Genomic DNA, 22839 nt, shown 5'->3' on the forward strand with positions numbered 1-22839 from the left:
AAGGCCGCGCATCGAAAATGATCCCGTTCGATGCCGGCTTTTACGCGGTTTGCGTCAGGAGTCAATTGCGGCCAGGCACACGCCTGCCCTGTACAATAGCGGCCGCAAGAAGTACGAACGCCCAAATAGTGTTTGGCTGGCGTGCGTCAGCCCCGGCATGTGCTCCATGATGAGCCCAGACCCTGAATTCCGAAAGAGTGAGATGTCCAATTTCGAAGCTATTGTTCCTGCGCTGGCAGAAGCGCTGGAAAAACGCGGCTATACCGAGCTGACGCCAGTGCAGAAGGCCGTGCTGGAGCTCGGCGAGTCCGACGCTCTGGTGTCGGCGCAGACCGGCTCAGGCAAGACCGTCGCCTTCGGCCTCGCTTTGGCGCCGACCCTTCTTGGAAGCGCCGAACGTTTTGACCAGGCTGGCGCACCGCTGGCGCTGGCCGTGGCGCCGACGCGCGAGCTCGCTTTGCAGGTGATGCGCGAATTGCAATGGCTCTACGCGCCGACCGGCGCCACCGTCGCGTCCTGCGTCGGCGGCATGGACATGCGCTCCGAACGGCGCGTGCTGGAGCGCGGCGCCCACATCGTCGTCGGCACGCCCGGCCGCCTGCGCGACCACATCACCCGCAACTCCCTCGACATGTCGGCGCTGAAAGCCGTGGTGCTGGACGAGGCCGACGAGATGCTCGACCTCGGCTTTCGCGAGGACCTCGAATTCATCCTCGATGCCGCACCGGCTCAGCGCCGCACGCTGATGTTTTCGGCCACCGTGCCGCGCTCGATCGCCACGCTGGCGCAAGGCTATCAGCGCGACGCCGTACGCATCTCGGCCGGCGGCGAGGAAAAGCAGCATCTCGATATCGAATACCGGGCGCTGAATGTCGCCTATCCCGACCGCGAGAACGCCATCATCAACGTGCTGCGCTTTTACGAGGCGAAGAACGCGCTGGTGTTCTGCAACACCCGCGCCGCCGTCAATCATCTGACGGCACGCTTCAACAACCGCAATTTTTCCGTCGTCGCACTGTCGGGCGAGCTCAGCCAGAACGAACGCACCCACGCGCTGCAGGCGATGCGCGACGGACGCGCCAAAGTCTGCATCGCCACGGATGTCGCCGCGCGCGGCATCGACCTGCCCAATCTCGAACTGGTCATCCATGCCGATCTGCCGACCAATCCCGAAACGCTGCTGCATCGCAGCGGCCGTACCGGCCGCGCCGGCCGCAAGGGTGTCAGCGCGCTGATCGTGCCCAACGGCGCCCGCAAGCGCACCGAGCGCCTGCTGCAGAATGCAGGGCTGAAGGCGACATGGGCGAGCCCGCCCTCGGCCGACGACGTGATCAAGCGCGATGACGAGCGCATCCTTGCCGATCCAGTCTTCGACGAGCCGGTAGCCGAGGACGAGCGCGGTTTCGTCGACACGCTTCTGGCCAGGCATGGCGCCGAACAGATTGCGGCCGCCTTCGTGCGCCAATGCCGCGCCAGCCGCTCGGCGCCCGAGGAGCTTACGGATGTCGCACCGTTCACGCCTTCGCGTGACAAACCGGCGGGCGAAAAATTCGAGCGCCGCGATGAAGCGCCAAGCCGGCGCGACGACTTCGGCGACAGTGTCTGGTTCTCGCTGTCGATCGGGCGCAAGCAAAATGCCGAGCCGCGCTGGCTGATCCCGATGCTGTGCCGCACCGGCAACATCTCCAAGCGCGAGATCGGCTCCATCAAGATGCAGCAGGATGAGACCTACGTGCAGATCGCGGCCGACTGGGCCGATCGCTTCCTCGCCGCCGTCGGCCCCGACAAGAAATTGCAGGGCAACATTGCGGTGAAGCGCCTGGACGGCACGCCCGACCTGTCGCGGGCCGGCTACCAGGCGCCGAAGCCCGACAAGAAGCCGCATCGCGGCAAGCGCCCGTTCGAGGCGCCGCAAAGCGCACACAAGCCGAAATTCGAGAAGCGGGAACGGCCCCCCGGCGATGCAAAGCCTTGGGCCGGGAAACCGAAATTCGACAAGGCTGGACCGCCGAAGAACAAGAAACCGAAGAAGCGGCCGGTTTGAGGCTCTTATCGGCCAATTACAGATGTAGGCGCTGCCCCTCATTGCCCTGCCGGGCGTTTCTCCCCGAATAGTGACGGGGAGAAAGGGCTGACCGCAGCCTTGGCGCTCTCTTGCAACGTTGGCGATTGGCGGAATCGTCGATAACAGCGACCCCTCTCCCCGCCACTATACGGGGAGAGGATGCCGGCAGGCAGGTGAGGGGCAGCGCCAACGCACCGGAAAATAAAGCAACTCATGCCTGAACCGTTCGCCCTCCATTTCGTCCACCCCCTTGCAGTCCGCCGCAACTTTGAACAGTCTGTGCCTGCACGGGGGCGAGGCTAAATGCGCGGCGAAGTTCTTCACTATGACGAGGCCCAGGGTTTCGGCTTCATCACCGGGGCGGACGGCAACCGCTACACCTTCGCGCGCGAGGATCTGCGCCGTGATACCGTGATCGCGAACGGCGCTGTGGTCGAGTTTCTGCCGGCAAGCGGTCAGGCGCGCGACGTTTTTTCAATCCGCGCCCAGCCCGCCAGTCCCGCCACCGCTGCGCCAGCGGCAAGCGCCGCGCCGCCCAAGGCGGCTGCCGCTTCAGCCGCCCCACAGCATTTCGGCCGCCTGGCGGAAGACGGCGCGGTTCGCGATAGCGGACTGCCGGGTTATTTCTGGCGAGGCGTGACGCGCAACTACATCAACTTCGCCGAACGCGCCCGCCGCAAGGAATTCTGGGGCTACTGCCTGTTCTGGACCGTCAGCTTCATCCTGGTCGGAATTGCCGGCGCCCTCGCCGACCAGGCCGTCGGCAATTTCGATGCCGGCAACTGGCCGATTGTGATGATCGGCGTCTGGGGGCTGTTTTGGCTAGCGACGTTCCTGCCCTGGGTCGGGCTCGTCGTGCGCCGCTTGCACGACATCGGCCTGACCGGCTGGCTGGCAATACCTTACTTCGCAATCACCTTCATGTTCGCTCCGGCTACGCTGATCCTCGCGCTGATACTCGGATTGATCCCGACCCAGGCCCACGAAAACCAGTGGGGGCCGGTGCCTAGAGGAGGCGGAGCCTAGACCCGCACCAAGAAATGAGCAGCCGGCTGTTTGCGGACAGCCGTGCTATAACAATGGCTTAGGTCGCAGCCGGGAAGGCAGCTGCTGTTTTGACCGAACGAACGAAATATTTCTCTTGCCATTTAGTCTGTGCACAGACAATCTGTGCAATCATCAAATCGACGATCGAAAACGGATGATGGAGCCAAGACAAATGTGGACCAACGAGTACACCGCAATTTCCCCCCTTTCGGCGCAGGCCATCTGGAACGCGCTCAAGGCGCTGCACGAAGGCCGCCTCACCTACGAAGGCTCCGATACCTTCGTGCTGCACGGCCCGTTCGCCAAGGGCACCCGCGTCTCTGTAACGCCCGTCGGGCAGGACACCTTCGAATCGACGATCGTCGACCTCGTCGACGCTGTAACCTATGCCGACGAGACCTCGTTCGGCGACACGAAACTGCTGTTCAGGCATACGCTGACGCCGGTCGAGGGTGGCACTCAAGTGACTCATCGCCTCGAGATTTCCGGCCCATCGGCCGCCGAGGTCGGACCAGAGCTCGGGCCGCAGATCAGCGGCGATTTCGACACTTCGATGGCTAAACTGTTCGAGCAGGCAATGGTGTTGGCGAACGGTGGCTGATCAAGGGGATCTGAACACGCGCTTCAGCGGACCATCCGAGAGCCCCGGCTTGCTGCTCTGGCGAACCACCATGCGCTGGCAGCGCGTCATGACGGCGGCGCTGGCCCCGCTTGACCTTACCCATGTCCAGTTCGTGCTGCTGGCTTCGGCGATGTGGCTCGGCCGATATGGCGAGCCGCCCAACCAGGTCCAACTCGCCGCGCAGGCCGGCACCGAGGTGAAGATGACGTCGGACGTCGTCGCCCGGCTTGAGGCAAAGGGACTGATTGTGCGGGACACCGACCCGCGGGATTCCCGCGCCAAGGTGATCCGCGTCTCCACGACGGGGACGGCCGCAGTCCAGCGCGCTATCGTCGCCGTCGAAGCCGCCGACGCTGCTTTTTTCTCAACCGTGGATGAGGCGCAACTCGTCGGCCTGCTGAAACGGCTGGCCGGCGAGATCCGCTGAGTCGGCCGCTAAGCCAGGAACTTGGCGATGATGGCATCGCCCATTGCGACAGTGCCGACTTCGGTCATGCCCTCGGACAAAATATCCTTCGTCCGGAGCCCGTCGTCGAGCACGGCGGCTATTGCGCCTTCGAGCTTGTCGGCCTCATCGACCATGCCGAAGGAATATCGCATGCACATGGCAAACGACGCGATCATGGCGATCGGGTTGGCGATGCCCTGTCCGGCAATGTCGGGCGCCGAGCCATGCACCGGCTCGTACAGCGCCTTGCGCTTCCTGGTCTTCACATCGGGCGCGCCGAGCGAGGCCGACGGCAGCATGCCGATCGATCCGGTCAGCATGGCGGCGATGTCGGACAGCATGTCGCCGAACAGATTGTCGGTGACGATGACGTCGAACTGCTTTGGCCAGCGCACCAGCTGCATGCCGCCGGCATCGGCCAGCATGTGGTCGAGCTTGACGTCGGCATAGCGAGTCTTCTGGGTCTGGGTGACAACCTCGTTCCACAGCACCCCGGATTTCATGACGTTGCGCTTTTCCATCGATGTCACGTGGTTCTTGCGCGTGCGCGCCAGCTCGAAGGCGACGCCGGAAATGCGCTCGATCTCGAACGTGTCGTAGACCTGCGTGTCGATGCCGCGCTTCTGGCCGTTGCCGAGATCGATGATCTGCTTCGGCTCGCCGAAATAGACGCCGCCGGTAAGCTCGCGCACGATCAATATGTCGAGGCCCTCGACGACTTCCTGCTTCAGCGAGGACGACGCGGCCAGCGCCGGATAGCAGATGGCGGGCCGGAGATTGGCGAACAGCTCCATATCCTTGCGCAGCCGTAGCAACCCGGCCTCGGGACGCACCTCGTAAGGCACCTTGTCCCATTTCGGCCCGCCGACGGCGCCGAACAGCACGGCGTCCGCAGCCATCGCCTTTGCCATGTCGGCATCCGAAATCGCCGCGCCATGCGCATCGTAGGCGCAGCCGCCGACCAGACCCTCATCGGTGACGAAATCACTGCCGAGCTTGACGTTCATGGCTGCGATCAGCTTCTTCACCTCGGCCATCGCCTCGGGGCCGATGCCGTCGCCGGCGAGCAGGAGAAGATTTTTCGAAGCCATGGAGAACCGTCCCAACACTGTTTGGAGAAACCGCGGCCTTGCTAAACGCCAAGAGCTTGCGGCGCAAGGGGATGAAGAACGCTACGACGGCGCCCGCCTCTCAGAACGTGGGTTCCTCGCCCTCGACAGAGGAGGGGGAGAGGAACAAATCACTTATGCGACAAAATATTCACCAACCGGCCGAACGGATCGCGCAGATAAAACCGCCGTACGCCCCACGGCTCGTCGGCCGGACCGTATTCGACGGCAAAGCCGGCGGCCTTCATGCCTTGCAGCGCCGCATCGACATCGTCGACCTCGATGGAGAGGTCCGGCACCGGCGTGCCGGAGCCGCCCTGGGCCATGAAGCTGATCTGCACCTGCATCCGTTCGTCGGACCCGTAGGTGACGATCCAGCCCTGATCCATCAGCACATCGAGGCCAAGCACGTCCTGATAGAAGCGTTTCGCCGCCGCCGCGTCCTGCGTCCCGATATTGGCTACGATGCGCCGGACCGTCATGGCTTTGGCCTCCTCAAGCCGTGCGCCGCAGCGCCGTGACTTCGATCTCGATCTTCATTTCCGGCTTGTTGAGCTGGCACACGATCATCGTCGCCGCCGGCCTGATCTCGCCGAAAGCCTCGCCGAGGATGGGGAAGACGACGTCCGCGATGGCCTGGTCGGTGATGTAGTAATGCGCCCGCACCACATCGGCCATGTCGAAGCCGCCATCCCTCAGCGCCTCGGCGATGGTCGCCAGGCAATTGCGCGTCTGCGCCTCCACCGTTTCCGGCATGGTCATCGTCGCATAGTCGTAGCCGGTCGTTCCCGACACGAAGCACCAGTCGCCCTGCACCACCGCGCGCGAATAGCCGGCGGTTTTTTCGAAGGGCGAACCGGTGGAGATGAGTGTGCGCATGGAGCCTCGCTGTGGTTTCGGACACTTTTGCAGGGAAAGGGCCGGCCGGCCATGGGCCAAGTCAGGTGCAAATCTTGGTCGTCGGCGGGACAGCACCCCCCTCTGGCCTGCCGGCCATCTCCCCCTCAAGGGGGGAGATTAGCAGTTCGGACGCCTTTCTCGCTTTCCACATTTGCGATTGGCGAAAGCCAGAGTGACGTCTGATCTCCCCCCTTGAGCGGGAGATGCCCGGCAGGGCAGAGGGGGTGTGACGGATCGCGACGGAACAAGCATGAACACCGAGTGTTCGCCGCGCTGCCGCAAACCCTAATTCCCCGACTCCTGCGCCTTGTCCATTGCTTCCTTCACATCCGCCGGCCAGTCCGCCACCGGCGGCCAGGCCTGCGGCTCGCCATTGTCGCCGCGGCGGGCGAAGTAGAGCGTGTGCTTGGCCGGGTCGACCGCCATGAAACCGTCATTGCTGCCGCATGCGTGCGGCACGCAGCCGGTGGCGTAGAAGGCGCCCGACGCCATCTTTTCGGTGCCGCCGCCGACCAGCAGGCTGGTTGCCATGTCGGGCATGGTGTCGCCGAGCAGCGTCTGCGCCGCTTTGTAGACGGCCTCATTGTGGAAGGCGTCGATGATGTTCTGGTATTTGGCCGGATCGACGTCCTTCCAGTCCGTACCCGGCTCCGGCGCGTAGGTCAGGTCGCCCGAGATCGTCAGCCCGTCGCTGGGCGACCATTGCAGCGCTTGCTTCGTATCGCCCGGCAACAGATACGGCACGAAATAGATGGCGTTGTCGGCCACCGCCGCCGGCGGCGCCCCGCATTCGTCCTGTTCGACCTTGAGGCTTTGTATCTCGCCGCCTTCCGGCTTCCAGACGATGACCTTGGCCGGGCCGCACTGGTTGCCGCCGTCGCCGACATCGACCAGCGCCACGTCGACGCCGCCGACCTTGACTGTTCTGTCGAAGAACACGTCATAATTGCTGGCCAGCTGCTTGCCGTCATAGGCCAGCACCTTCTCGCCATCCTGCTCCGGCTGGGTGATGGTCAGCTGCCCGCCCTCGAACGGGACCGGCCCCTGGCTGTCATCGTCCGCCAGGGCCGCATTGTTCGACGCGCCCGGATCGGCGGACGGATCTTCTGCCGGCACGAGTATCTTGTCGGTCTGTGCTTGCGCGCCGGCCACCGGCATCAGCATCCACGCCAGCGCGCAGGCGCCGGCAAGAAGAAAACGTGTCATGACTGTCCCCTCCGTTCAGCCGCCACGAACCCGGCTTTGTGGCGGCCGGGCCATCTCCTACCACTCAGGCCCAAGGACGCTCGGCAGCGTTCTTCTTCTCGAACGAGGCGATGGCGCCGGCCTTCTCCATGGTCAGGCCGATATCGTCGAGACCGTTCAGCAGGCAGTGGCGCTTGAAGTCGTCGAGGTCGAAGGTGACCACGCCGCCGTCGGGGCCGCGGATTTCCTTGGCCTCGAGGTCGACCGACACCGTCGCATTGGAGCCGCGCGAGGCGTCGTCCATCAGCTTCTCCAGGTCTTCGTGGCTGACGGTGATCGGCAGGATTCCGTTCTTGAAGCAGTTGTTGTAGAAAATGTCGGCGAACGACGTCGAGATGACGCAGCGAATGCCGAAATCGAGCAGCGCCCACGGCGCGTGTTCGCGGCTCGAACCGCAGCCGAAATTGTCGCCGGCGACCAGGATCTGCGCCTTGCGGTAGGCTGGCTTGTTGAGCACGAAGTCGGGGTTTTCCGAGCCATCGTCCTTGTAGCGCATTTCGGCGAACAGGCCGCTGCCGAGCCCGGTGCGCTTGATCGTCTTGAGATAATCCTTGGGGATGATCATGTCGGTGTCGACATTGACGATCGGCATCGGTGCGGCGACGCCGGTGAGCTTGGTGAATTTTTCCATGGCTTTTGCCCGTTCTTGATCGAATTCGTTGCGTCAGGGTTTGCTGCGCCCGGTTTACACAAAGCCGCCGGCAAATAAAAGGCAACTGTTGGTGCGCGGCCCGATCGAAAGATCGGCGGCAAACGTCTTTAAAGCCGGCCGCCGCTGGTGCACCTTGCGCCCATGACCACACAATCGAATATTATCTATGCCAGTGAGCCTGAGCTCGACGTCGCTGAATTCCGCCGCGTGCTGGTCGAATCCACGCTCGGCGAAACACGCCCCGTCGATGACGACGCCCGGCTGCAAGCGATGCTTTCAGGCGCGAACCTGGTGCTCACGGCGCGGCTCGACATCGAAGGCAGGCCGCTGATCGGCGTTATCAGGGCCATCACCGATTTTTCCTGGGTGTGCTACGTCTCAGAGCTCGCCGTGTCGCAATCGGCGCAAGGCGTCGGCATCGGCAAGGGCCTGATGGACGAGGCCCGCCGGCAGCTTGGGCCTTCGGTCGCCATCAGCCTGATCTCGATGCCCGACGCCGTCGGCTTCTACGAGCGTATCGGCATGAAGCGCATGCCCGACGCGTTCTGGTTCTCACGCAAGGGCTGACGTCGCGTCAGAAGCAATCGCCGATAGGGACCGGGCGGCGGGCAAGGTTCTCGGGCAATGCGGAACGGTGTTCAGGACCCCGCGGAGCAACGCCTCCTTGTCGCCCTTGACCCGCGCTTCATCCGGTCCAAATCCGCAGCATGGGAAATCGCCGATCTCTGATAGGCACCGCCGGATGGGGAATTCCGTCTCGATACAAGGCTGACTTTCCGCAGCCCGGGTCGCATCTCGAACGTTACGCAAAATGCTTTCCGGTCGTGGAAATCGACACCTCCTTCTACAAACCGCACCGCCGCGAGACCTATGAGCGCTGGGCGCACGCCGTGCCGGAGCACTTCCGTTTCGCGGTCAAAGCACCGAAGAGCATGACCCATGAGCATCGCCTCGCCGGTTGCGAGGGGCTGATAGAGGACTTTCTCGGGCAGATCGAAGGTCTCGGCGAAAAGCTGAGCGTGCTTCTGGTGCAGCTGCCGCCAAGCCTGCCCTTCGAGCCGGAGGTCGCCGGCGGCTTCTTCGACATGTTGGGCAGGCGTAGCCTGGCAAGGCTGGCATGCGAGCCGCGCCATCCCAGCTGGTTCGGCGCCGAGGCCGACGCACTCCTTGTTGACAACCGGATCACGCGCGTTGCCGTTGACCCGACCCCGGTCCCTGAGGCAGCAGGGCCGGGTGGCTCGCCCGGCCTTGCCTATTTCCGCTGGCACGGCGCGCCGCGCATCTACCATTCGGGTTACGATGCCGAAACGCTCGACCGGTTTGCGCGGCAAGTGGAAGCAGCGGCCGCTTCCGGTGCCGAGGTCTGGGGCATTTTCGACAACACGGCTGCCGGGCATGCACTGGGCAACGCGATGGCTGTCAGTGCGATGGTTGCTTAGACTCTCGCGGGACAGCACCCCCCTCTGGCCTGCCGGCCATCTCCCCCGCAAGGGGGAGATCAGATGCCGCGACCGCTTTCGCCAATCGCCGACGTTGCAAGAATGGCGCCTTCGCCGAAGCTGCCAATCTCCCCCCTTGCGGGGGAGATGCCCGGCAGGGCAGAGGGGGGTAGGCAGGAACTCGACAGTGAGCTTTTGCCGCCTCAAATCACATTCAATTCCCGGAACGCCCTTCCCTCAGCCACTCTGGCGTACCCAAACGCCGAGCAATCCACCGTCCGATACCCGCCATGCACCAACAACTCCGCCAGCGCCTTGCCGACGGCCGGCGCCTGCTGCAGGCCGTGGCCTGAAAATCCGTTGGCGAAGATGAAATTGCCGACCTCGGGATGCGGGCCGATCACCGCATTCTGGTCGAGCGCGTTGTAGTCGTAATGGCCGGCCCAGGCGCGTGTCGGCTTGATCGCCTCGAAGGCAGGGATACGGGTTGCCAGCACGGGCCAGATCACCTCTTCGAACAGCGGCCAGTCGACGTCGAAATCCCGGGGGTCGGCGGGGCCATCGCCCTCCTCCGGCTCGGCGCCGCCGGTGAGATAGACCGAGCCTTCAGGCCGGACATAGATGCCGGATGGGTCGACCAGCAGCGGCATGTCGGCGTATTTTTCCCGCGCCTCGAAGACGAAAACGTTGCGCTTGCGCGGCTCGACGGGCAGGACGAGTCCCGCCATGCCGGCCACCTTGCCGGCATTCGGCCCGGCGGCATTGACGACGATGCCGGCTTGCAGTCTTTCGCCATTGTCGAGGTCCACGCCGGTGACGCGGTTGCCCTGCCTCTCGATGCCGGTGACGTCGGCGGCGATGAAATCGATTTGTCTGTCGCGCAGCGCCTTGCGGAACAGCGTCAGCATCGCATGAGCGTCGAACCAGCCCTCGCCGGTGCGGCCGAAGGCGCCGGCGCTGATGCCTTCCGTCGACAGCCACGAAAAGCGCTTTGCCAGCTGGTCGGCATCCTCGAGCAGAATGTCGGCGCCCTCGGCGACCTGCGCCTCGTGGTTGGCTTTCAGGATCGGCAACCCGGCCTCGCCGGCCAGGATGAGATAGCCGCCTTCGCGAAAACCGATATCGGCATCGGTGCCGAAGGTCTCCTTCAGTCGCCGGAACAGGTTTAGCGTGAACTGCGACAGCCGGATATTTTCCGGAATCGAGAATTGCTGACGGATCGAGGCCATGGACAGCGTCGTTGCCGCATGCGCGAATTGCGGGTCGCGTTCGATCAGCGCGATGGAGCCGGAAAAGCCTTCCTCGCGCAGATAATAGGCGACCGAGGAGCCGACGATGGCTCCGCCGATGATGACGGTGTCGTAGCGCACTTTGTTCTCCGATCCGGCCGCCGGCATCCTTCACGCCGCCGGCACAATGATCTCGAAGCGCGTGCCGCGCCCGGAGTCAACCAGCGCGATCGTGCCATCATGCGCTTTCAGGAGGGCCAGCACTATGCCGAGGCCCATGCCGGTGCCGCCGGACTCGCGCCGCGTGGTGAAGAACGGCTCGAAAATGCGTGCCCTGTTGCTCGGCGAGATGCCGGCGCCGTCGTCGCTGACCGCAATGGTCACCTTGCCTTCGGCGCTGGCAGCCGCCAGCAAAACCTGGGTCGCCCCGTGCCTGGCGGAATTGTCGATCAGGTTGGCAAGCACGATCGCCGCATTCTCGGCCGAGATGCGCAGACCGGTTTCGCCGCCCGTCTCGATGGTCACAGCCAGCCTGCCGTCCACCGGCAGCAATGCCAGCGCCGCATCGAGCGACGTGCTTTCGCCGCTCGGCGCCAGGTTTTCCGCGCGCGCCAGATCGAGCAGGCGCCGTACCAGCAGATTGAGCCTTCCGGCATCGTTGACGATGTTGCCGGAAAACCGCTTGCGCTCTGCCGGGTCCATCGCCTCGCCGGAATCGCGCAAGAGTTCGGCCGCGCCCTGGATCGCCGTCAGCGGCGATTTGAGCTCGTGCGAGACATGGGTGGCAAAGGTCTGGATCGAGTCGGAGCGCGCCTGCAGCTTTTCCGCCATGTCGAGGAAGGCGGCGGACAGCTCGGCCATTTCGCGCGTGCCGTGATGGTCGAGCGGCCGGATCGCGTCGCGGTCGCCGGCGGCGATGCGCCTCGTGCGCTCCATCAGCGCGTAGATCGGCCGGCTCACGGTGCGCAGGAACACCAGCGCGATCAGCAGCGTGCCAGAGAGCATGGCGATGGCCGCCAGCGTCACCTTGCCGCGTTCGCCATAGAGATGCTTGACGATGTTGTTCGGCGTTCGAGACAGGTAGATCACGCCGGCGACATGGCCGTCGACCGCGATCGGCATGGCGACAAAGACGCGAACTTTCGTGCCGCGGCTGACCGAATAGAGCGGCGGTGGCGGCTGATCGGGAATTCGTTGCCTGAGCGCATTGGAATAGTGGCCGGCAAGGGCCTCGCGCACCTCCTCGACATTGGCCAGCGAGAGGCCAACCTCATCGCGCCCGGCAATGACGACGCCATGCGGGTCGAGCAGCCTGAAGCCGGCCAGGGTGGTTTTCTGCGTGGTGTCGAGAATGCCGGACAGCCGCGCGCCAATCGCTGCGAAGGCCGGATCGGTGGCGGCGGCAATGCCGGCGGGCCGGGTTGGCAGCAGATAGTCCGAGGCGAGATCGAGGCTCGGCTCGATCGGCTGGTAAGGCGTGTCGTCGCCGCGGCTGGCTTCGCCGCTGTCAGCCTGCATCGGCACCCCAAGCTTCTCCGGGGCAATGGCGGCGTCACTGATATTCTGCGCATAGATGGCGGCGATGACGGCGCCTTGCGCGATCAACTCGCCCTCGGTCTGGCGGATCAGCTGGTTTTCATAAAGCCGGAAGAAGAACAAGCCGACCAGCGGCAGCGCCAGCACCATGATGAGGATGGCGAGGACCACCGTGGCCAGCCTTGGCCGCCATTTGGTGCCGATCCACTTGGCGTCGCTCAGGCGCCGCATCGGCCAAGCCGGAAACCGACGCCATGCACGGTTTCTATGGCGTCGAGACAGCCCGCCGCCGCCAGCTTGGCGCGGATGTTGCGGATGTGGCTGTCGACGGTACGGTCGGCGACATGGATGTTGGCGGCATAGGCGCTGGCGACCACCAGGTCGCGCCCCAGCACATGCGCCGGCCGCGCCAGAAATCCCCTGAGGATCGAGAATTCGATCGCCGTCAGCGCCAGCGCCTTGCCGTCGAAACTGGCGCCGTGGCTGGCCGGCGCCAGGCTGAGCTTGCCATGCGCGAAGTTCTTGTCGTCGGCGGGGTCGGGCGCCACCGGGCGGGCGCGGCGCAGGATGACGTTGACGCGCGCCACCAGCTCGCGCGGGCTGAACGGCTTGGTCACATAGTCGTCGCCGCCCATTTCCAGCCCGAGGATGCGGTCGATCTCCTCGTCTCGCGCCGACAGGAACAGTACCGGAACATCGGAGCGCTGCCTCAGCCGCCGGCAGACTTCCAGCCCGTCCATCTCCGGCATGCCGATGTCGAGCACGACGAGATCGGGCACGCGGCGCTCGATCGCCTGCAGGGCCGCGGCGCCGTCGGACACGGCCTGCGTCTTCATCCCGGCCTTTTCCAGCGCAAAGCAGATGATCTCGCGTATGTGCGGATCGTCGTCGGCGACCAGGATCTGATGCGGCATGGATCTAACGGTCCGGCACTGAAGGTTGCGAGGGCTGGGTAGGTGGAGGAAGCACGAGCGGACCTCTCTTGTCGAGAACCTGCACGAGCCTCCAGCTGCGAAAGCTCCAGGCGCGCCACTGCCTCTGCTCGGCGATAGTGTCGTCGATCATCATTTGATCGGCCAGATAGGTGGTTTGGTTTCCGAATTGGTGCATGTAGAGGCGGTCCAGCGCCGGCATGGCGGCAGCGCCAAGCGAGCGCAGATATTCGGTATCGATAGGCGTGCCGTCGCCGGTCATTTCAAGGGAATGGTCGACATTGAAATTGGCGATCGTTGCGGCGAAGTTGATGAAGCAGCAGGCATAAAGCGTCGCCGATAGCGTCGCAAGATTGGCGGACAACAGCCATTCGTTGGATCTTCCGAGCGCGATGCGGGCAATGATCAGCGCAAGCCCTGATGCCACCAACCCCATCCAGACGAAAGCCGCGATGCGCCAGTAGGTCAGCGCATAGACCCCGATATAGAGGTCGAGCCGCAGGATGGAGGAGATGACCAGCACGATGTTCTGCGCCACCCAGGCATAGACCAGCCGGCGGATCAGCGGATCGCTTGACGTTTCGCTGCCCGGCCGCAGCGCCGCCAGCACGAAGCCGGCGGCCAGCAGCGCGGTGGCGATCAGCGGATAGGCGCCGCGATGCGCATAGGCGGCATAGCTCAAGCCGTCGGGAAGGGCGACCCCGCCCCAGAGATAGGCGGCGTCGAGCCCGGTCTGCAGCGCAAACAGGCCGTTGAAGACGATCAGCGCGCGCAGGATCGCGGCCTTGCCGAAGACGACGTCCTCGATCGTAGTGGCGGGTTTGGTCGCAGCCGGTGCGGCCACGGCTGCAGGCGGCGCCAAAGGTGGAAGGCGGCGCAGCAAGCGCGGCAGGCGAGGCCGCAGGAAAGCCCAGACGCCGGCGAGCACGAACAGCCAGAAGACGATCCGCGCCAGCTGGATGAGATCGAGCAGCTTCATCAGGTCGATCAGCGACAGCCAGTATTCGATGACCGGATTTGCGGCGCCGAACGAGAACAGGAACACCGCGCCCAGCGTCACCGGCATCACCCAGACGATGATGGACGCCAGGCGGATGCGGCGGCCGCCAAGCCGGCGCACCGTGCGGCGCCATTGGAAAAAGTCACGGATAAGGCGCAGCGGCGCCGCCACCAGGAACAGCGCGACCTGACCGGCAATGCGGGCGATGCCGTGCCGTAGCCGCCCGGACAGGGACAGCGCAAACACCACCAGCGCCACGACAGCTATCGCCACCGACAGCGGGCTGACGTTCTCGGCTAGCGGCAGCAGCGCGACGAACAAAGCGGCCGGCTTGAGCCAGGGTCGGGTGGAATTCAGCGCGGCAGGATGCACAGCGACCACCGCGCCGACGATCAGGATGGCAAACAGCAGCACCGTGATCCCGGCGGGCTGGCCGTAAAAGAAAAAATCCGCCAGCGCCACGAGCAGGACGGCGATGCCGAAGCGGCTGGAAAAGCTTGCAAACGATGTCATGCGCGGATTTTCCTGATGGGCTGGGTCCGCTCGGCCGGTGGGCGGATAAAAGGGAGCAGGCTCGCTTCCAGGTAAGGGCGGGCCTCCGTCCGGGGCGGATCCACCAACCACCAGCTTTCGCTGCGCAGGCGATAGGGCAAGGACCAACGGTTTCGCTGTTGCATGCCGCTGTTGTGGTGGCTGCGCATGGATACGGCAGGGCGCAGCGGAGGAGGTTTTCCGCAGAGATGTGCAGTTCTCGTGCAGGACCTGCGCTTCCAGCCGAGGCGCTGCCCGCCATCTTTCCGGACGTTGGCGCTGTCCCAGCCAGGCTCCTTTCCTCTCCCTCCGCGGGCAGGCAAGGGGCAGCGCAAGCTTTCGCGGTTGGCTCGATATCAGGAACCGGTCGCCCGCACTCTTGCCTCACCCGCCCCCACGCGGCATAGATCGGCCATGACAAGCGAACCTTACCGCCCGCGCCGCTCAGTGCTTTACGTCCCCGCCTCCAACGACAAGGCGCTGGCCAAGATCGCAACGCTTGCCTGCGATGCCGTGATCATCGACCTCGAAGACGCCGTCGCGCCCTCAGACAAGATCGCCGCGCGGGACAGATTGGCCGGCATTTTCGCCAGCCGACCGAAACGCCGCTGCGAAATGATCGTGCGCGTCAACGCGCTGTCCAGCGAATGGGGCAACGATGACCTGCTGGCCGCGGCGAAATTCGTTCCCGACGGCATCCTGTTGTCCAAGGTCGCCACGCCTCGTGACATCCTCGAAGTCGGCGACGTGCTCGACGATAATTTTGCCCCCGACAGCGTCAAGCTCTGGGCGATGATCGAGACGCCCAAGGCCATTCTCAACATCGGCGCCATTGCCGAACTCGGCCGCGACCCGGCCTCGCGCCTAGTTTGTTTCGTTGCCGGAACGAACGATCTGGTCAAGGAAACCGGCATTCTGGCGACGCCCGACCGCCGCTATCTTGTGCCCTGGCTGATGCAGATGGTGCTGGCGGCGCGGGCCGGCAGCATCGACATGCTCGACGGCGTCTCCAACGATTTTCGCGACCTCGACGCGTTTGCGCGCGAATGCACGGAAGCCGCTGCCATGGGGTTCGATGGCAAGACGCTGATCCACCCCGCCCAGATCGAAACCACCAACCGCGCCTTTGCGCCCGCGCCCGAAGCTCTCGCCGAGGCGCGCGCGGTGAAGGATGCCTTCGCCTTGCCAGAAAATGCCGGCAAGGGCGTGATTGCTCTGAACGGCAGGATGGTCGAGCGGCTGCATCTGGCGCAGGCCGAGAAATTGCTGGCGAAGGCCGCCGCCATCGGCGCATGATCCGCCCCGAAAAGACGAACTCACGACAGGATCTGACCCATGAGACTTTACCGCTTTTTGTCCGCCCCCGACGATTCAACCTTCTGCCACAAGGTGACCGCGGCGCTGAACAAGGGCTGGCACCTGTACGGCTCGCCGACCTACGCCTACGACAAGAAGACCAAATCGATGCGCTGCGGCCAGGCGGTGGTGAAGGATATCGACGGCCAGGAATACGGGCCGGATACCAAGCTGAGCGACTGGTAGGCTTTGCCAGGCACGGACGCAGGCTGTGTCGAGATTCAGGTCACGCCGAGCCGAGAACAGTGGTTTCCGAGAACCGGAGCGGAGCGTACTTAAAGTACGCGAGCACCGGAAGCGCAGGAAGCTGCCGTTCGCAGGCCGGCTTCACCTGAATATCGGCGCAGCCTCACTCCGCCGCCTCTTCGATTTTCTCCATATCATCATCCGACAGGCCGAAATGGTGGCCGATCTCGTGGATCAGCACGTGGGTGACGATGTCGCCCAGCGTCTCTTCGTTCTCGGCCCAGTAGTCGAGGATGGCGCGGCGGTAGAGGGTGATGCGGTTCGGGCCTTCGCCGGTCTGCGGGTTCCAGCGCTCGGCGATGCCGCGGCCCTCGAACAGGCCGAGCAGGTCGAACGGCGTCTCCAGCGACAGATCGTCCATGATCTCGTCGGTCGGGAATTCGGCGATCATGATGACGATCTCGCCGGTCAGCTTGCGGAAATCGTCGGGCAGATGCGCGTACGCCTCCAGCGCCAGAAACTCCATCTCCTCGATCGAGGGCGAGAGTTCATCGTGCCAGGTGCGGGTCTTGTAGATGCGGGCCATGCTTTGTCCTTTGATCCCGGCATATAGGCTTTCCCTCCGGACTCGGCAAATGGACGGGTACCTGGCCGATGACTGTTTCTTTGCGCCGAATGGCTGCGACCAAAGTCCAAGGTTGGCCTCGCCACCTTTGATCAAGGAATAAATTCCTTCTGACTCCGCTTGACTCTTTCGGCACCCTCTGGAATCTATAGGAACATAACAGGAACAATTATGAGAGAAATTGACCGTCATGGCGACATCAGCCGTGGCGCGGGAGACTGTTTTTGCCCTGCGCCGCCAGATCGCGAAGATCGAGGGAACGCTGCCCGAGCGCCTGGCCGTGCCGGCCGGCGAGCGACCTCGTGCGCGTGCTGAGGGCTGTCTCCACGCCGCGCCTGAACCCGATTCCGATGTTACCATCATCCGGCGCGGGCTTGCCGCAGCTTTGCCGGATGCTTTCCTGGCCACCGGCATCGAACGCCTCGATGCGGCCCTCAGCGGCGGCCTTCCGAAAGCTGCCTTGAGCGAAATCCATGGCCTTGAGACCCGCAATGCCGGGGCCGTCGCAGGCTTTGTGCTGTCGCTTGTCAGCCTGATCCTCAAGGGCCAGCCCTTGCCCGTGCTGTGGATCGGCACGTCGGAGATTTTTCGCGAGGCCGGCTTTCCCTATGCCAGGGGATTGCAGGGCATGTTCGGTATCGCACCGGAGCAGTTGCTGTTTTCCGAGGCGCCGAAACTCACCGATGCGCTGTGGGTAGCCGAGGAGGCCGCCAAGATGACGGCGCTCGCCGCAATCATCCTCGAAATCCGTGGCAGCCCGCAGCGGCTCGACCTCACCGCGACGCGCCGGCTGCACGCGCGCGCCCAAAACGCCGGCCGGCCGGTATTCCTGCTGCGCCAGGCCGGCGAAGCCGAGCCGACCGCCGCCCCGGTGCGCCTCATCGTGTCGGCTGCACCAGCGACATCGCGCCGGACGATCGCCGGGCCGCTTGCCGGGTCGATCGGCCACCCTGCCTTCACCGTCAGCATCGGCAAGAGCCGCACCGCTCTGCCTGGACAATTCACACTGGAGTGGAACCCCGATGAACACGCATTCGAAGAAAGAAAGCCCCGCGAAAAACGGCCAGAGAATTCTGTCGCTGTGGTTCCCGCATCTGGCGGCCGAACGGATCCTGCGCCAGCGCCTGGGACGGTCGTGGCGTTCCCGGCCTTCGGATCATTTCCCGCTCGTGATCAGCCATCGCGACCGCAACGCCCAGCGCATATCGGCCCTCGACGAGCGGGCTGAGGCGCTGCATCTGAAGCCTGGCATGGGCATTGCCGACGCCCGTGCCATGCATCCCTCGATCGACATTGTCGAGGCCGATCCGGAGGCCGACCGCCGGCTGCTCGAAGGCCTCGCCGACTGGTGCGACCGCTATACGCCGCTGGTGGCGCTTGACGGCGTCGACGGGCTTTATCTCGACGTCACCGGCTGTACCCACCTGTTCGGCGGCGAGCGCGCCATGCTGGACGACATCCTTGCGCGGTTTTTCCAGCAGGGTTTCGATGTCCGCGCCGGGTTGGCCGCGACGCCGGGTGCAGCCTGGGCGGCAGCGCGCTTTTGCGGCGACCGCATCGTTGTCTCCGGCGAGGAGGAAGCGCTGCTCGCCCCCTTGCCGCTGGCCGCACTGCGCATCGAGGCCGATATCCGCGCCAGCCTGGAAAGCGTCGGTCTGCGCACCGCCGGCGCGGTCATGGCAGCGCCGCGAGCGCCGCTCGCCCGCCGTTTCGGCGCGACCTTGCTGTTGCGTCTTGACCAGGCGCTCGGCCGCCTCGACGAGGCGGTATCGCCGCGCCTGCCGGTGGCCTCGCTTTCGGTCGAACGCCACCTGGCCGAGCCGGTCGTGCTGACCGCCGAGATCGAACGGCTGGTGCTCTTGCTGGCGGTGACGCTGAAGGCCGATCTCGAACGCCGCGGCGAGGGCGCAAGGATGCTGGCGCTGCTGTTGTTTCGCGTCGACGGCGCCGTCAGCCGCATCGCTGTCGGCACCTCGCGTCCGCTGCGCGAACCGAAGCTGATCCAGCGCCTGTTCCATGAGCGGCTGGCCGCGCTCGAACAGGACATCGATGCCGGCTACGGCTTCGACCTGGTTCGGCTTTCGGTGCTGGCGGCCGCCGGCTTCGACATGCAGCAGGCCGATTTGACCGGCGAGGCCGAGGATGACGGCGCCGACATGGCACTCTTTGCCGACCGCATCCGCGCCAGGCTCGGCGACAGTGCGGTGCTGAAACCGGTCGCCCTCGAGAGCCATCTGCCGGAGCGCGCCATCGCCACCATCCCGTTCTCGGAAGCGCCACAACGCAAAACACCGCTCAGGAAGCCGGGCTCGAAAGACGCGCCGCGCGCAACCATCTTCCCGCCGGAACGGCCGATCCGGCTGTTCCGTTCGCCCGAGCCGATCGAGGTGCCGGCCACCGAAATGCCTGAGGGTCCGCCGATGAATTTCCGCTGGCGCCGCGCGCTCTACCGGGTCGCGCGCGCCGAGGGGCCGGAACGCATCGCGCCGGAATGGTGGCGTGAAACGTCAAGCGATCCGCTCACATCGACGCGTGACTATTTCCGGATCGAGGATGCCGACGGCCGCCGCTACTGGCTCTACCGGCAAGGCCTCTATGGCAACCCGCAGGTGCCGCCGCGCTGGTTCATGCATGGGGTCTTCGCATGAACGCGCTGACCGTCATCCCCTATGCGGAATTCGGCATCCAGTCGAACTTCTCCTTCCTGCGCGGCGCCTCCAAGCCGGAGGAGCTGGTGGTGGCGGCCAAATTCCTCGGCTTTTCCTCGATCGGACTGGCAGACCGCAACACGGTGGCCGGCGTCGTGCGCGCCTGGCAGCAGGCCAAGGTCGAGAAGCTCGCCTATCACCCCGGTTGCCGCCTGGTGTTCGGCGACGGCACGCCGGACATTCTCGCCTATCCGCAGAACCGCAAGGGCTGGGGCCATCTCTGCCGCATGCTGACGCAAGCCAATTTGCGCGATGAAAACGAGAAGGGCGCGACCCTTCTCCAGCGCAGCGACCTGCTCGAATGGGGCGACCTGCTGTCGCTGGCGGTGCTGCCGGATCTCTCGGCGAATGCCGACGATCCCCTGGCATTGGTCCGTCAACTGAAAGACCGTTTCGGCGCTAATTTGCGGCTAGGCATGGCGCCGGATTATCGCGGCAATGACCGTTTCCGCATCGAGCAGGCGGCGGGCATGGCGGACATCGTCGGCGTGCCGCTGATGGCGACCAACGACGTGCTTTATCACAGCGCCGAGCGCCGCTCGCTGCAAGATGTGCTCACCGCCATCCGCCTCAATTTGCCGGTCGCCGAGGTCGGGGTGGAGCTGACGGCCAACGCCGAGCGCCATCTGAAGCCGCCGCTGGAAATGGCCCGTCTCTTCCGCCCCCATCCACGGGCGCTGGCCGAGACGCTGCGCTTTGCCGGCGAACTGACCTTCTCGCTCAGCGACCTCCAGTACAATTATCCCGACGAGCCGACGCAATCAGGGCTTGGGCCGCAGGCCGAGCTAGAGCGTCTGGCCAGGGAGGGGGCCGCCACGCGCTATCCGGCGGGCGTCCCCGCTTCCGTCTTGCAGCGCATCAGTGAGGAGCTCGCTCTGATCGAGCGTCTGAATTATGCGCGCTATTTCCTGACCGTTTACGACATCGTCCAGTTCGCCCGCAATGAGGGCATTCTGTGCCAGGGCAGAGGCTCGGCCGCCAACTCGATCGTCTGCTACTGCATCGGCATCACCGAGGTCGGCCCCGAGCGCATCGACACGTTGTTCGAGCGCTTCATTTCCGAGGAACGCAACGAGCCGCCCGACATCGACGTCGACTTCGAGCATGAGCGGCGTGAGGAGGTGATCCAGTACATCTACTCCAAATACAGCGCCAAGCGCACCGCGCTGGCGGCCGCCGTCATCAGCTATCGCGGCCGCTCGGCGCTGCGCGAGGTGGCCAAGGCCATGGGCCTGTCGGACGATGTCCGCAGTGCGCTCTCCAGTTCGATCTGGGGCTGGTCGACCTCGGAGCTCGGCGAGAAGGAGGCCCATGCCGGCGGCCTCGACCGCAACGAGACCTCGACCAGGCATGTGATCGCCCACGCCAACGAGATCATGGGCTTTCCCCGGCATCTGTCGCAGCATGTCGGCGGCTTCGTCATTACCCGCGACCGGCTCGACGAGATCGTCCCCATCGTCAAGACGGCGATGGAGGCGCGCAAGATGGTCGAGTGGGATAAAGACGATCTCGACGCGGTGAAGATCCTGAAGGTGGATATTCTAGCGCTTGGCATGCTGACCTGCCTGAAGCGCGCCTTCACCTTGCTCACCGACCATTATCCGAAGGCCCGGGATGATTACGGCCGACCCTATGTGCTGGCCACCCTGCCGCCGGAAGAGAACAACGTGTACGACATGATCTGCCGCGCCGACACGCTCGGCGTCTTCCAGATCGAATCGCGCGCGCAGATGTCGATGCTGCCGCGTCTAAGCCCGCGCGAATTCTACGACCTGGTCATCGAGGTGGCGATCGTGCGGCCCGGCCCGATCCAGGGCGACATGGTGCACCCCTATCTGCGCCGTCGGCAGGGCAAGGAAGCGGCTGAATATCAAAAGCCAGAGCTGGAGGCTATTCTCAAGAAGACACTCGGCGTGCCGCTGTTTCAGGAACAGGCGATGAATATTGCAATCGTCGCCGGTGGTTTCAAACCCGGCGAAGCCGACGAACTACGCCGCGCCATGGCCACCTTCAAGCGCACCGGCACCATCGGCAATTACCGCCAGCGCATGATCGACGGCATGGTCGGCAAGGGATACACCAAGGACTTCGCCGAGCGCTGCTTCAAGCAGATCGAAGGCTTCGGCGAATACGGCTTTCCCGAAAGCCACGCCGCCTCCTTCGCTTTGCTCGTCTATGCCTCCTGCTGGTTCAAAACCTTTTATCCCGACGTGTTCTGCGCCGCGATCCTGAATTCGCAGCCGATGGGGTTTTACCAGCCGGCCCAGCTGGTGCGCGACGCGCGCGACCATGGCGTCGATATCCGCGACGTCGACGTCAATTTTTCCGACTGGGACTGCACCCTGGAGAAAGCCCAATTCGATCCGGGCCGCATCCTGGGGCGCCATGCCGAAATGCGCGGTGTCATCAAGACCCGGTACGCCGTCCGGCTTGGCTTCCGTCAGATCAAGGGCTTGGCCGAGAAGCGTATGGAAGCTTTCACCGCGCGGCGCGGCGCCGGCTATACAAGCGTCAGGGATGTCTGGCTGCGCTCGGGCCTCGATGTCGGCGAAATCGAAAGACTGGCGCAGGCTGACGCCTTCCGCTCACTCGGCCTCGATCGTCGTGAAGCCTTGTGGGCGGTGCGCGCGCTGGATGGCAAGAGCGCCGCCGAACGGCTGCCGCTGTTCGACCAGCCGGCGATCCGGCTGCGCGAACTCGAGCCCGAGACAAAACTGCCGACAATGCCGCTCGGCGAGCACGTCATCCACGACTACCGCGCGCTCGGCCTGTCGCTGAAGGCGCATCCGGTCGCCTTCCTGCGCGAGCGGCTCGACCGCGCCGGCGTCATTCCCAATGCCAATCTCGGCTCGGTGCGCGACGGCAGGCGGGTCTCGGTCGCCGGCCTGGTGCTGGTGCGGCAGCGGCCCGGCAAGGGCAATGCGATCTTCCTGACGCTGGAAGACGACAAGGCCGTCGCCAACGTCATTTTCTGGGAGCGGACCTTTACCCGTTTCCGGCCCATCGTCATGGGCGCGCGCTTCGTCAAGGTCACCGGCAAGCTGCAGTCGGAATCCGACGTCATCCACATCGTCGCCGAGAAGATCGAGGATTTGACGCCGTGGCTGACGGTGCTGCTGGAAGAGATGACGCCGGCTGCCCGGCCCGACATTGCCACCCTCTCGGACAAAGCTGAAAGGGTCATGCCCAAGGGGCGGAATTTTCAGTAG

General features: G+C 64.6%; 21 protein-coding genes. 11 read left to right on the forward strand and 10 right to left on the reverse strand.

Annotated features, from left to right (window positions below):
- Positions 1-202: 202 nt before the first annotated feature.
- From NKI61_RS06725 to NKI61_RS06740, 4 genes are all read left to right on the forward strand, one after another.
- Positions 203-2044 carry a DEAD/DEAH box helicase gene (locus tag NKI61_RS06725; protein ID WP_023828756.1) on the forward strand — a complete coding sequence of 614 codons (1842 nt, stop codon included), beginning with the start codon at positions 203-205 and terminating at the stop codon, positions 2042-2044.
- 324 nt (positions 2045-2368) lie between these two features.
- Positions 2369-3091, forward strand: coding sequence for a DUF805 domain-containing protein (locus NKI61_RS06730; RefSeq protein WP_023730273.1), 723 nt, complete (start codon positions 2369-2371; stop codon positions 3089-3091).
- A gap of 193 nt (positions 3092-3284) precedes the next feature.
- Positions 3285-3713 (forward strand): SRPBCC family protein, encoded by a 429-nt coding sequence (locus tag NKI61_RS06735; protein ID WP_023708789.1) that lies wholly within the window; start codon positions 3285-3287, stop codon positions 3711-3713.
- Between the two features lie 70 nt (positions 3714-3783).
- The gene (locus tag NKI61_RS06740; protein ID WP_023683823.1) at positions 3784-4161 is read left to right on the forward strand and encodes a MarR family winged helix-turn-helix transcriptional regulator; all 378 of its coding nucleotides are present in this window, start codon (positions 3784-3786) and stop codon (positions 4159-4161) included.
- 8 nt (positions 4162-4169) lie between these two features.
- On the opposite strand, the gene leuB is transcribed toward NKI61_RS06740, so the two are convergent.
- The 5 genes from leuB to leuD form a co-directional block, all read right to left on the reverse strand.
- Positions 4170-5273 carry a 3-isopropylmalate dehydrogenase gene (gene leuB / locus NKI61_RS06745; RefSeq protein ID WP_023742087.1) on the reverse strand — a complete coding sequence of 368 codons (1104 nt, stop codon included), beginning with the start codon at positions 5271-5273 and terminating at the stop codon, positions 4170-4172.
- Positions 5274-5422: 149 nt separating this feature from the next.
- The gene (locus NKI61_RS06750; protein WP_352596795.1) at positions 5423-5773 is read right to left on the reverse strand and encodes a VOC family protein; all 351 of its coding nucleotides are present in this window, start codon (positions 5771-5773) and stop codon (positions 5423-5425) included.
- 13 nt (positions 5774-5786) lie between these two features.
- Positions 5787-6170, reverse strand: a complete 384-nt coding sequence (locus NKI61_RS06755) for a RidA family protein (RefSeq protein WP_023826853.1) — start codon at positions 6168-6170, stop codon at positions 5787-5789.
- 306 nt (positions 6171-6476) lie between these two features.
- A complete protein-coding gene (locus NKI61_RS06760) occupies positions 6477-7397 on the reverse strand; it encodes an Ivy family c-type lysozyme inhibitor (RefSeq protein ID WP_352839055.1) in 921 nt (306 codons plus the stop codon).
- 64 nt (positions 7398-7461) lie between these two features.
- Positions 7462-8067: a 3-isopropylmalate dehydratase small subunit gene (leuD, locus tag NKI61_RS06765; protein WP_352839056.1), complete on the reverse strand. Its 606-nt coding sequence runs from the start codon at positions 8065-8067 to the stop codon at positions 7462-7464.
- A gap of 162 nt (positions 8068-8229) precedes the next feature.
- On the opposite strand from leuD, the gene NKI61_RS06770 reads away from it, so the two are divergent.
- Both NKI61_RS06770 and NKI61_RS06775 read left to right on the forward strand, forming a co-directional pair.
- Positions 8230-8655, forward strand: coding sequence for a GNAT family N-acetyltransferase (locus tag NKI61_RS06770; RefSeq protein WP_352839057.1), 426 nt, complete (start codon positions 8230-8232; stop codon positions 8653-8655).
- 140 nt (positions 8656-8795) lie between these two features.
- Complete coding sequence (locus NKI61_RS06775; protein ID WP_352839058.1) at positions 8796-9527, forward strand: DUF72 domain-containing protein; 732 nt, start codon at positions 8796-8798, stop codon at positions 9525-9527.
- A 203-nt stretch (positions 9528-9730) separates the two neighbouring features.
- Here the strand turns inward: NKI61_RS06775 and NKI61_RS06780 are convergent, their stop codons facing one another.
- From NKI61_RS06780 to NKI61_RS06795, 4 genes are read right to left on the reverse strand one after another with little or no spacing between them, the layout of a single operon-like run.
- Positions 9731-10897, reverse strand: coding sequence for an NAD(P)/FAD-dependent oxidoreductase (locus NKI61_RS06780; RefSeq protein ID WP_352839059.1), 1167 nt, complete (start codon positions 10895-10897; stop codon positions 9731-9733).
- Positions 10898-10927: 30 nt separating this feature from the next.
- Positions 10928-12523 carry a sensor histidine kinase gene (locus tag NKI61_RS06785; protein WP_352839060.1) on the reverse strand — a complete coding sequence of 532 codons (1596 nt, stop codon included), beginning with the start codon at positions 12521-12523 and terminating at the stop codon, positions 10928-10930.
- Positions 12511-13206 (reverse strand): response regulator transcription factor, encoded by a 696-nt coding sequence (locus NKI61_RS06790; RefSeq protein WP_023736741.1) that lies wholly within the window; start codon positions 13204-13206, stop codon positions 12511-12513. Before NKI61_RS06790 ends, NKI61_RS06785 begins: the two co-directional genes overlap by 13 nt.
- A gap of 4 nt (positions 13207-13210) precedes the next feature.
- Positions 13211-14737 (reverse strand): DUF4153 domain-containing protein, encoded by a 1527-nt coding sequence (locus tag NKI61_RS06795; protein WP_352839061.1) that lies wholly within the window; start codon positions 14735-14737, stop codon positions 13211-13213.
- A gap of 432 nt (positions 14738-15169) precedes the next feature.
- On the opposite strand from NKI61_RS06795, the gene NKI61_RS06800 reads away from it, so the two are divergent.
- Together NKI61_RS06800 and NKI61_RS06805 are read left to right on the forward strand one after the other, a co-directional pair.
- Positions 15170-16051 (forward strand): HpcH/HpaI aldolase/citrate lyase family protein, encoded by an 882-nt coding sequence (locus NKI61_RS06800; protein WP_352839062.1) that lies wholly within the window; start codon positions 15170-15172, stop codon positions 16049-16051.
- 39 nt (positions 16052-16090) lie between these two features.
- Positions 16091-16297, forward strand: coding sequence for a DUF1737 domain-containing protein (locus NKI61_RS06805; protein ID WP_023673921.1), 207 nt, complete (start codon positions 16091-16093; stop codon positions 16295-16297).
- A gap of 163 nt (positions 16298-16460) precedes the next feature.
- Here the strand turns inward: NKI61_RS06805 and NKI61_RS06810 are convergent, their stop codons facing one another.
- Positions 16461-16883, reverse strand: coding sequence for a metallopeptidase family protein (locus tag NKI61_RS06810; RefSeq protein ID WP_023702572.1), 423 nt, complete (start codon positions 16881-16883; stop codon positions 16461-16463).
- A 229-nt stretch (positions 16884-17112) separates the two neighbouring features.
- On the opposite strand from NKI61_RS06810, the gene NKI61_RS06815 reads away from it, so the two are divergent.
- From NKI61_RS06815 to NKI61_RS06825, 3 genes are read left to right on the forward strand one after another with little or no spacing between them, the layout of a single operon-like run.
- Positions 17113-18150 carry an ImuA family protein gene (locus NKI61_RS06815; protein WP_352839063.1) on the forward strand — a complete coding sequence of 346 codons (1038 nt, stop codon included), beginning with the start codon at positions 17113-17115 and terminating at the stop codon, positions 18148-18150.
- The gene (locus NKI61_RS06820; protein WP_023740131.1) at positions 18092-19570 is read left to right on the forward strand and encodes a DUF6504 family protein; all 1479 of its coding nucleotides are present in this window, start codon (positions 18092-18094) and stop codon (positions 19568-19570) included. The genes NKI61_RS06815 and NKI61_RS06820 overlap by 59 nt, the downstream gene beginning before the upstream one ends.
- On the forward strand, positions 19567-22839 hold the full coding sequence (locus tag NKI61_RS06825; protein WP_352839064.1) for an error-prone DNA polymerase: 3273 nt from the start codon (positions 19567-19569) through the stop codon (positions 22837-22839). Before NKI61_RS06820 ends, NKI61_RS06825 begins: the two co-directional genes overlap by 4 nt.

Source organism: Mesorhizobium sp. M0514 (assembly GCF_040321145.1).
GTDB lineage: Bacteria > Pseudomonadota > Alphaproteobacteria > Rhizobiales > Rhizobiaceae > Mesorhizobium.

What these genes read in the sequence shown, in the direction of transcription:
- NKI61_RS06725 (WP_023828756.1), top strand. Translation starts at nt 203, where the DNA reads ATGTCCAATTTCGAAGCTATTGTTCCTGCGCTGGCAGAAGCGCTGGAA.
- NKI61_RS06730 (WP_023730273.1), top strand. Translation starts at nt 2,369, where the DNA reads ATGCGCGGCGAAGTTCTTCACTATGACGAGGCCCAGGGTTTCGGCTTC.
- NKI61_RS06735 (WP_023708789.1), top strand. Translation starts at nt 3,285, where the DNA reads ATGTGGACCAACGAGTACACCGCAATTTCCCCCCTTTCGGCGCAGGCC.
- NKI61_RS06740 (WP_023683823.1), top strand. Translation starts at nt 3,784, where the DNA reads ATGCGCTGGCAGCGCGTCATGACGGCGGCGCTGGCCCCGCTTGACCTT.
- leuB (WP_023742087.1), bottom strand. Translation starts at nt 5,273, where the DNA reads ATGGCTTCGAAAAATCTTCTCCTGCTCGCCGGCGACGGCATCGGCCCC.
- NKI61_RS06750 (WP_352596795.1), bottom strand. Translation starts at nt 5,773, where the DNA reads ATGACGGTCCGGCGCATCGTAGCCAATATCGGGACGCAGGACGCGGCG.
- NKI61_RS06755 (WP_023826853.1), bottom strand. Translation starts at nt 6,170, where the DNA reads ATGCGCACACTCATCTCCACCGGTTCGCCCTTCGAAAAAACCGCCGGC.
- NKI61_RS06760 (WP_352839055.1), bottom strand. Translation starts at nt 7,397, where the DNA reads ATGACACGTTTTCTTCTTGCCGGCGCCTGCGCGCTGGCGTGGATGCTG.
- leuD (WP_352839056.1), bottom strand. Translation starts at nt 8,067, where the DNA reads ATGGAAAAATTCACCAAGCTCACCGGCGTCGCCGCACCGATGCCGATC.
- NKI61_RS06770 (WP_352839057.1), top strand. Translation starts at nt 8,230, where the DNA reads ATGACCACACAATCGAATATTATCTATGCCAGTGAGCCTGAGCTCGAC.
- NKI61_RS06775 (WP_352839058.1), top strand. Translation starts at nt 8,796, where the DNA reads ATGGGAAATCGCCGATCTCTGATAGGCACCGCCGGATGGGGAATTCCG.
- NKI61_RS06785 (WP_352839060.1), bottom strand. Translation starts at nt 12,523, where the DNA reads ATGCGGCGCCTGAGCGACGCCAAGTGGATCGGCACCAAATGGCGGCCA.
- NKI61_RS06790 (WP_023736741.1), bottom strand. Translation starts at nt 13,206, where the DNA reads ATGCCGCATCAGATCCTGGTCGCCGACGACGATCCGCACATACGCGAG.
- NKI61_RS06795 (WP_352839061.1), bottom strand. Translation starts at nt 14,737, where the DNA reads ATGACATCGTTTGCAAGCTTTTCCAGCCGCTTCGGCATCGCCGTCCTG.
- NKI61_RS06800 (WP_352839062.1), top strand. Translation starts at nt 15,170, where the DNA reads ATGACAAGCGAACCTTACCGCCCGCGCCGCTCAGTGCTTTACGTCCCC.
- NKI61_RS06805 (WP_023673921.1), top strand. Translation starts at nt 16,091, where the DNA reads ATGAGACTTTACCGCTTTTTGTCCGCCCCCGACGATTCAACCTTCTGC.
- NKI61_RS06810 (WP_023702572.1), bottom strand. Translation starts at nt 16,883, where the DNA reads ATGGCCCGCATCTACAAGACCCGCACCTGGCACGATGAACTCTCGCCC.
- NKI61_RS06815 (WP_352839063.1), top strand. Translation starts at nt 17,113, where the DNA reads ATGGCGACATCAGCCGTGGCGCGGGAGACTGTTTTTGCCCTGCGCCGC.
- NKI61_RS06825 (WP_352839064.1), top strand. Translation starts at nt 19,567, where the DNA reads ATGAACGCGCTGACCGTCATCCCCTATGCGGAATTCGGCATCCAGTCG.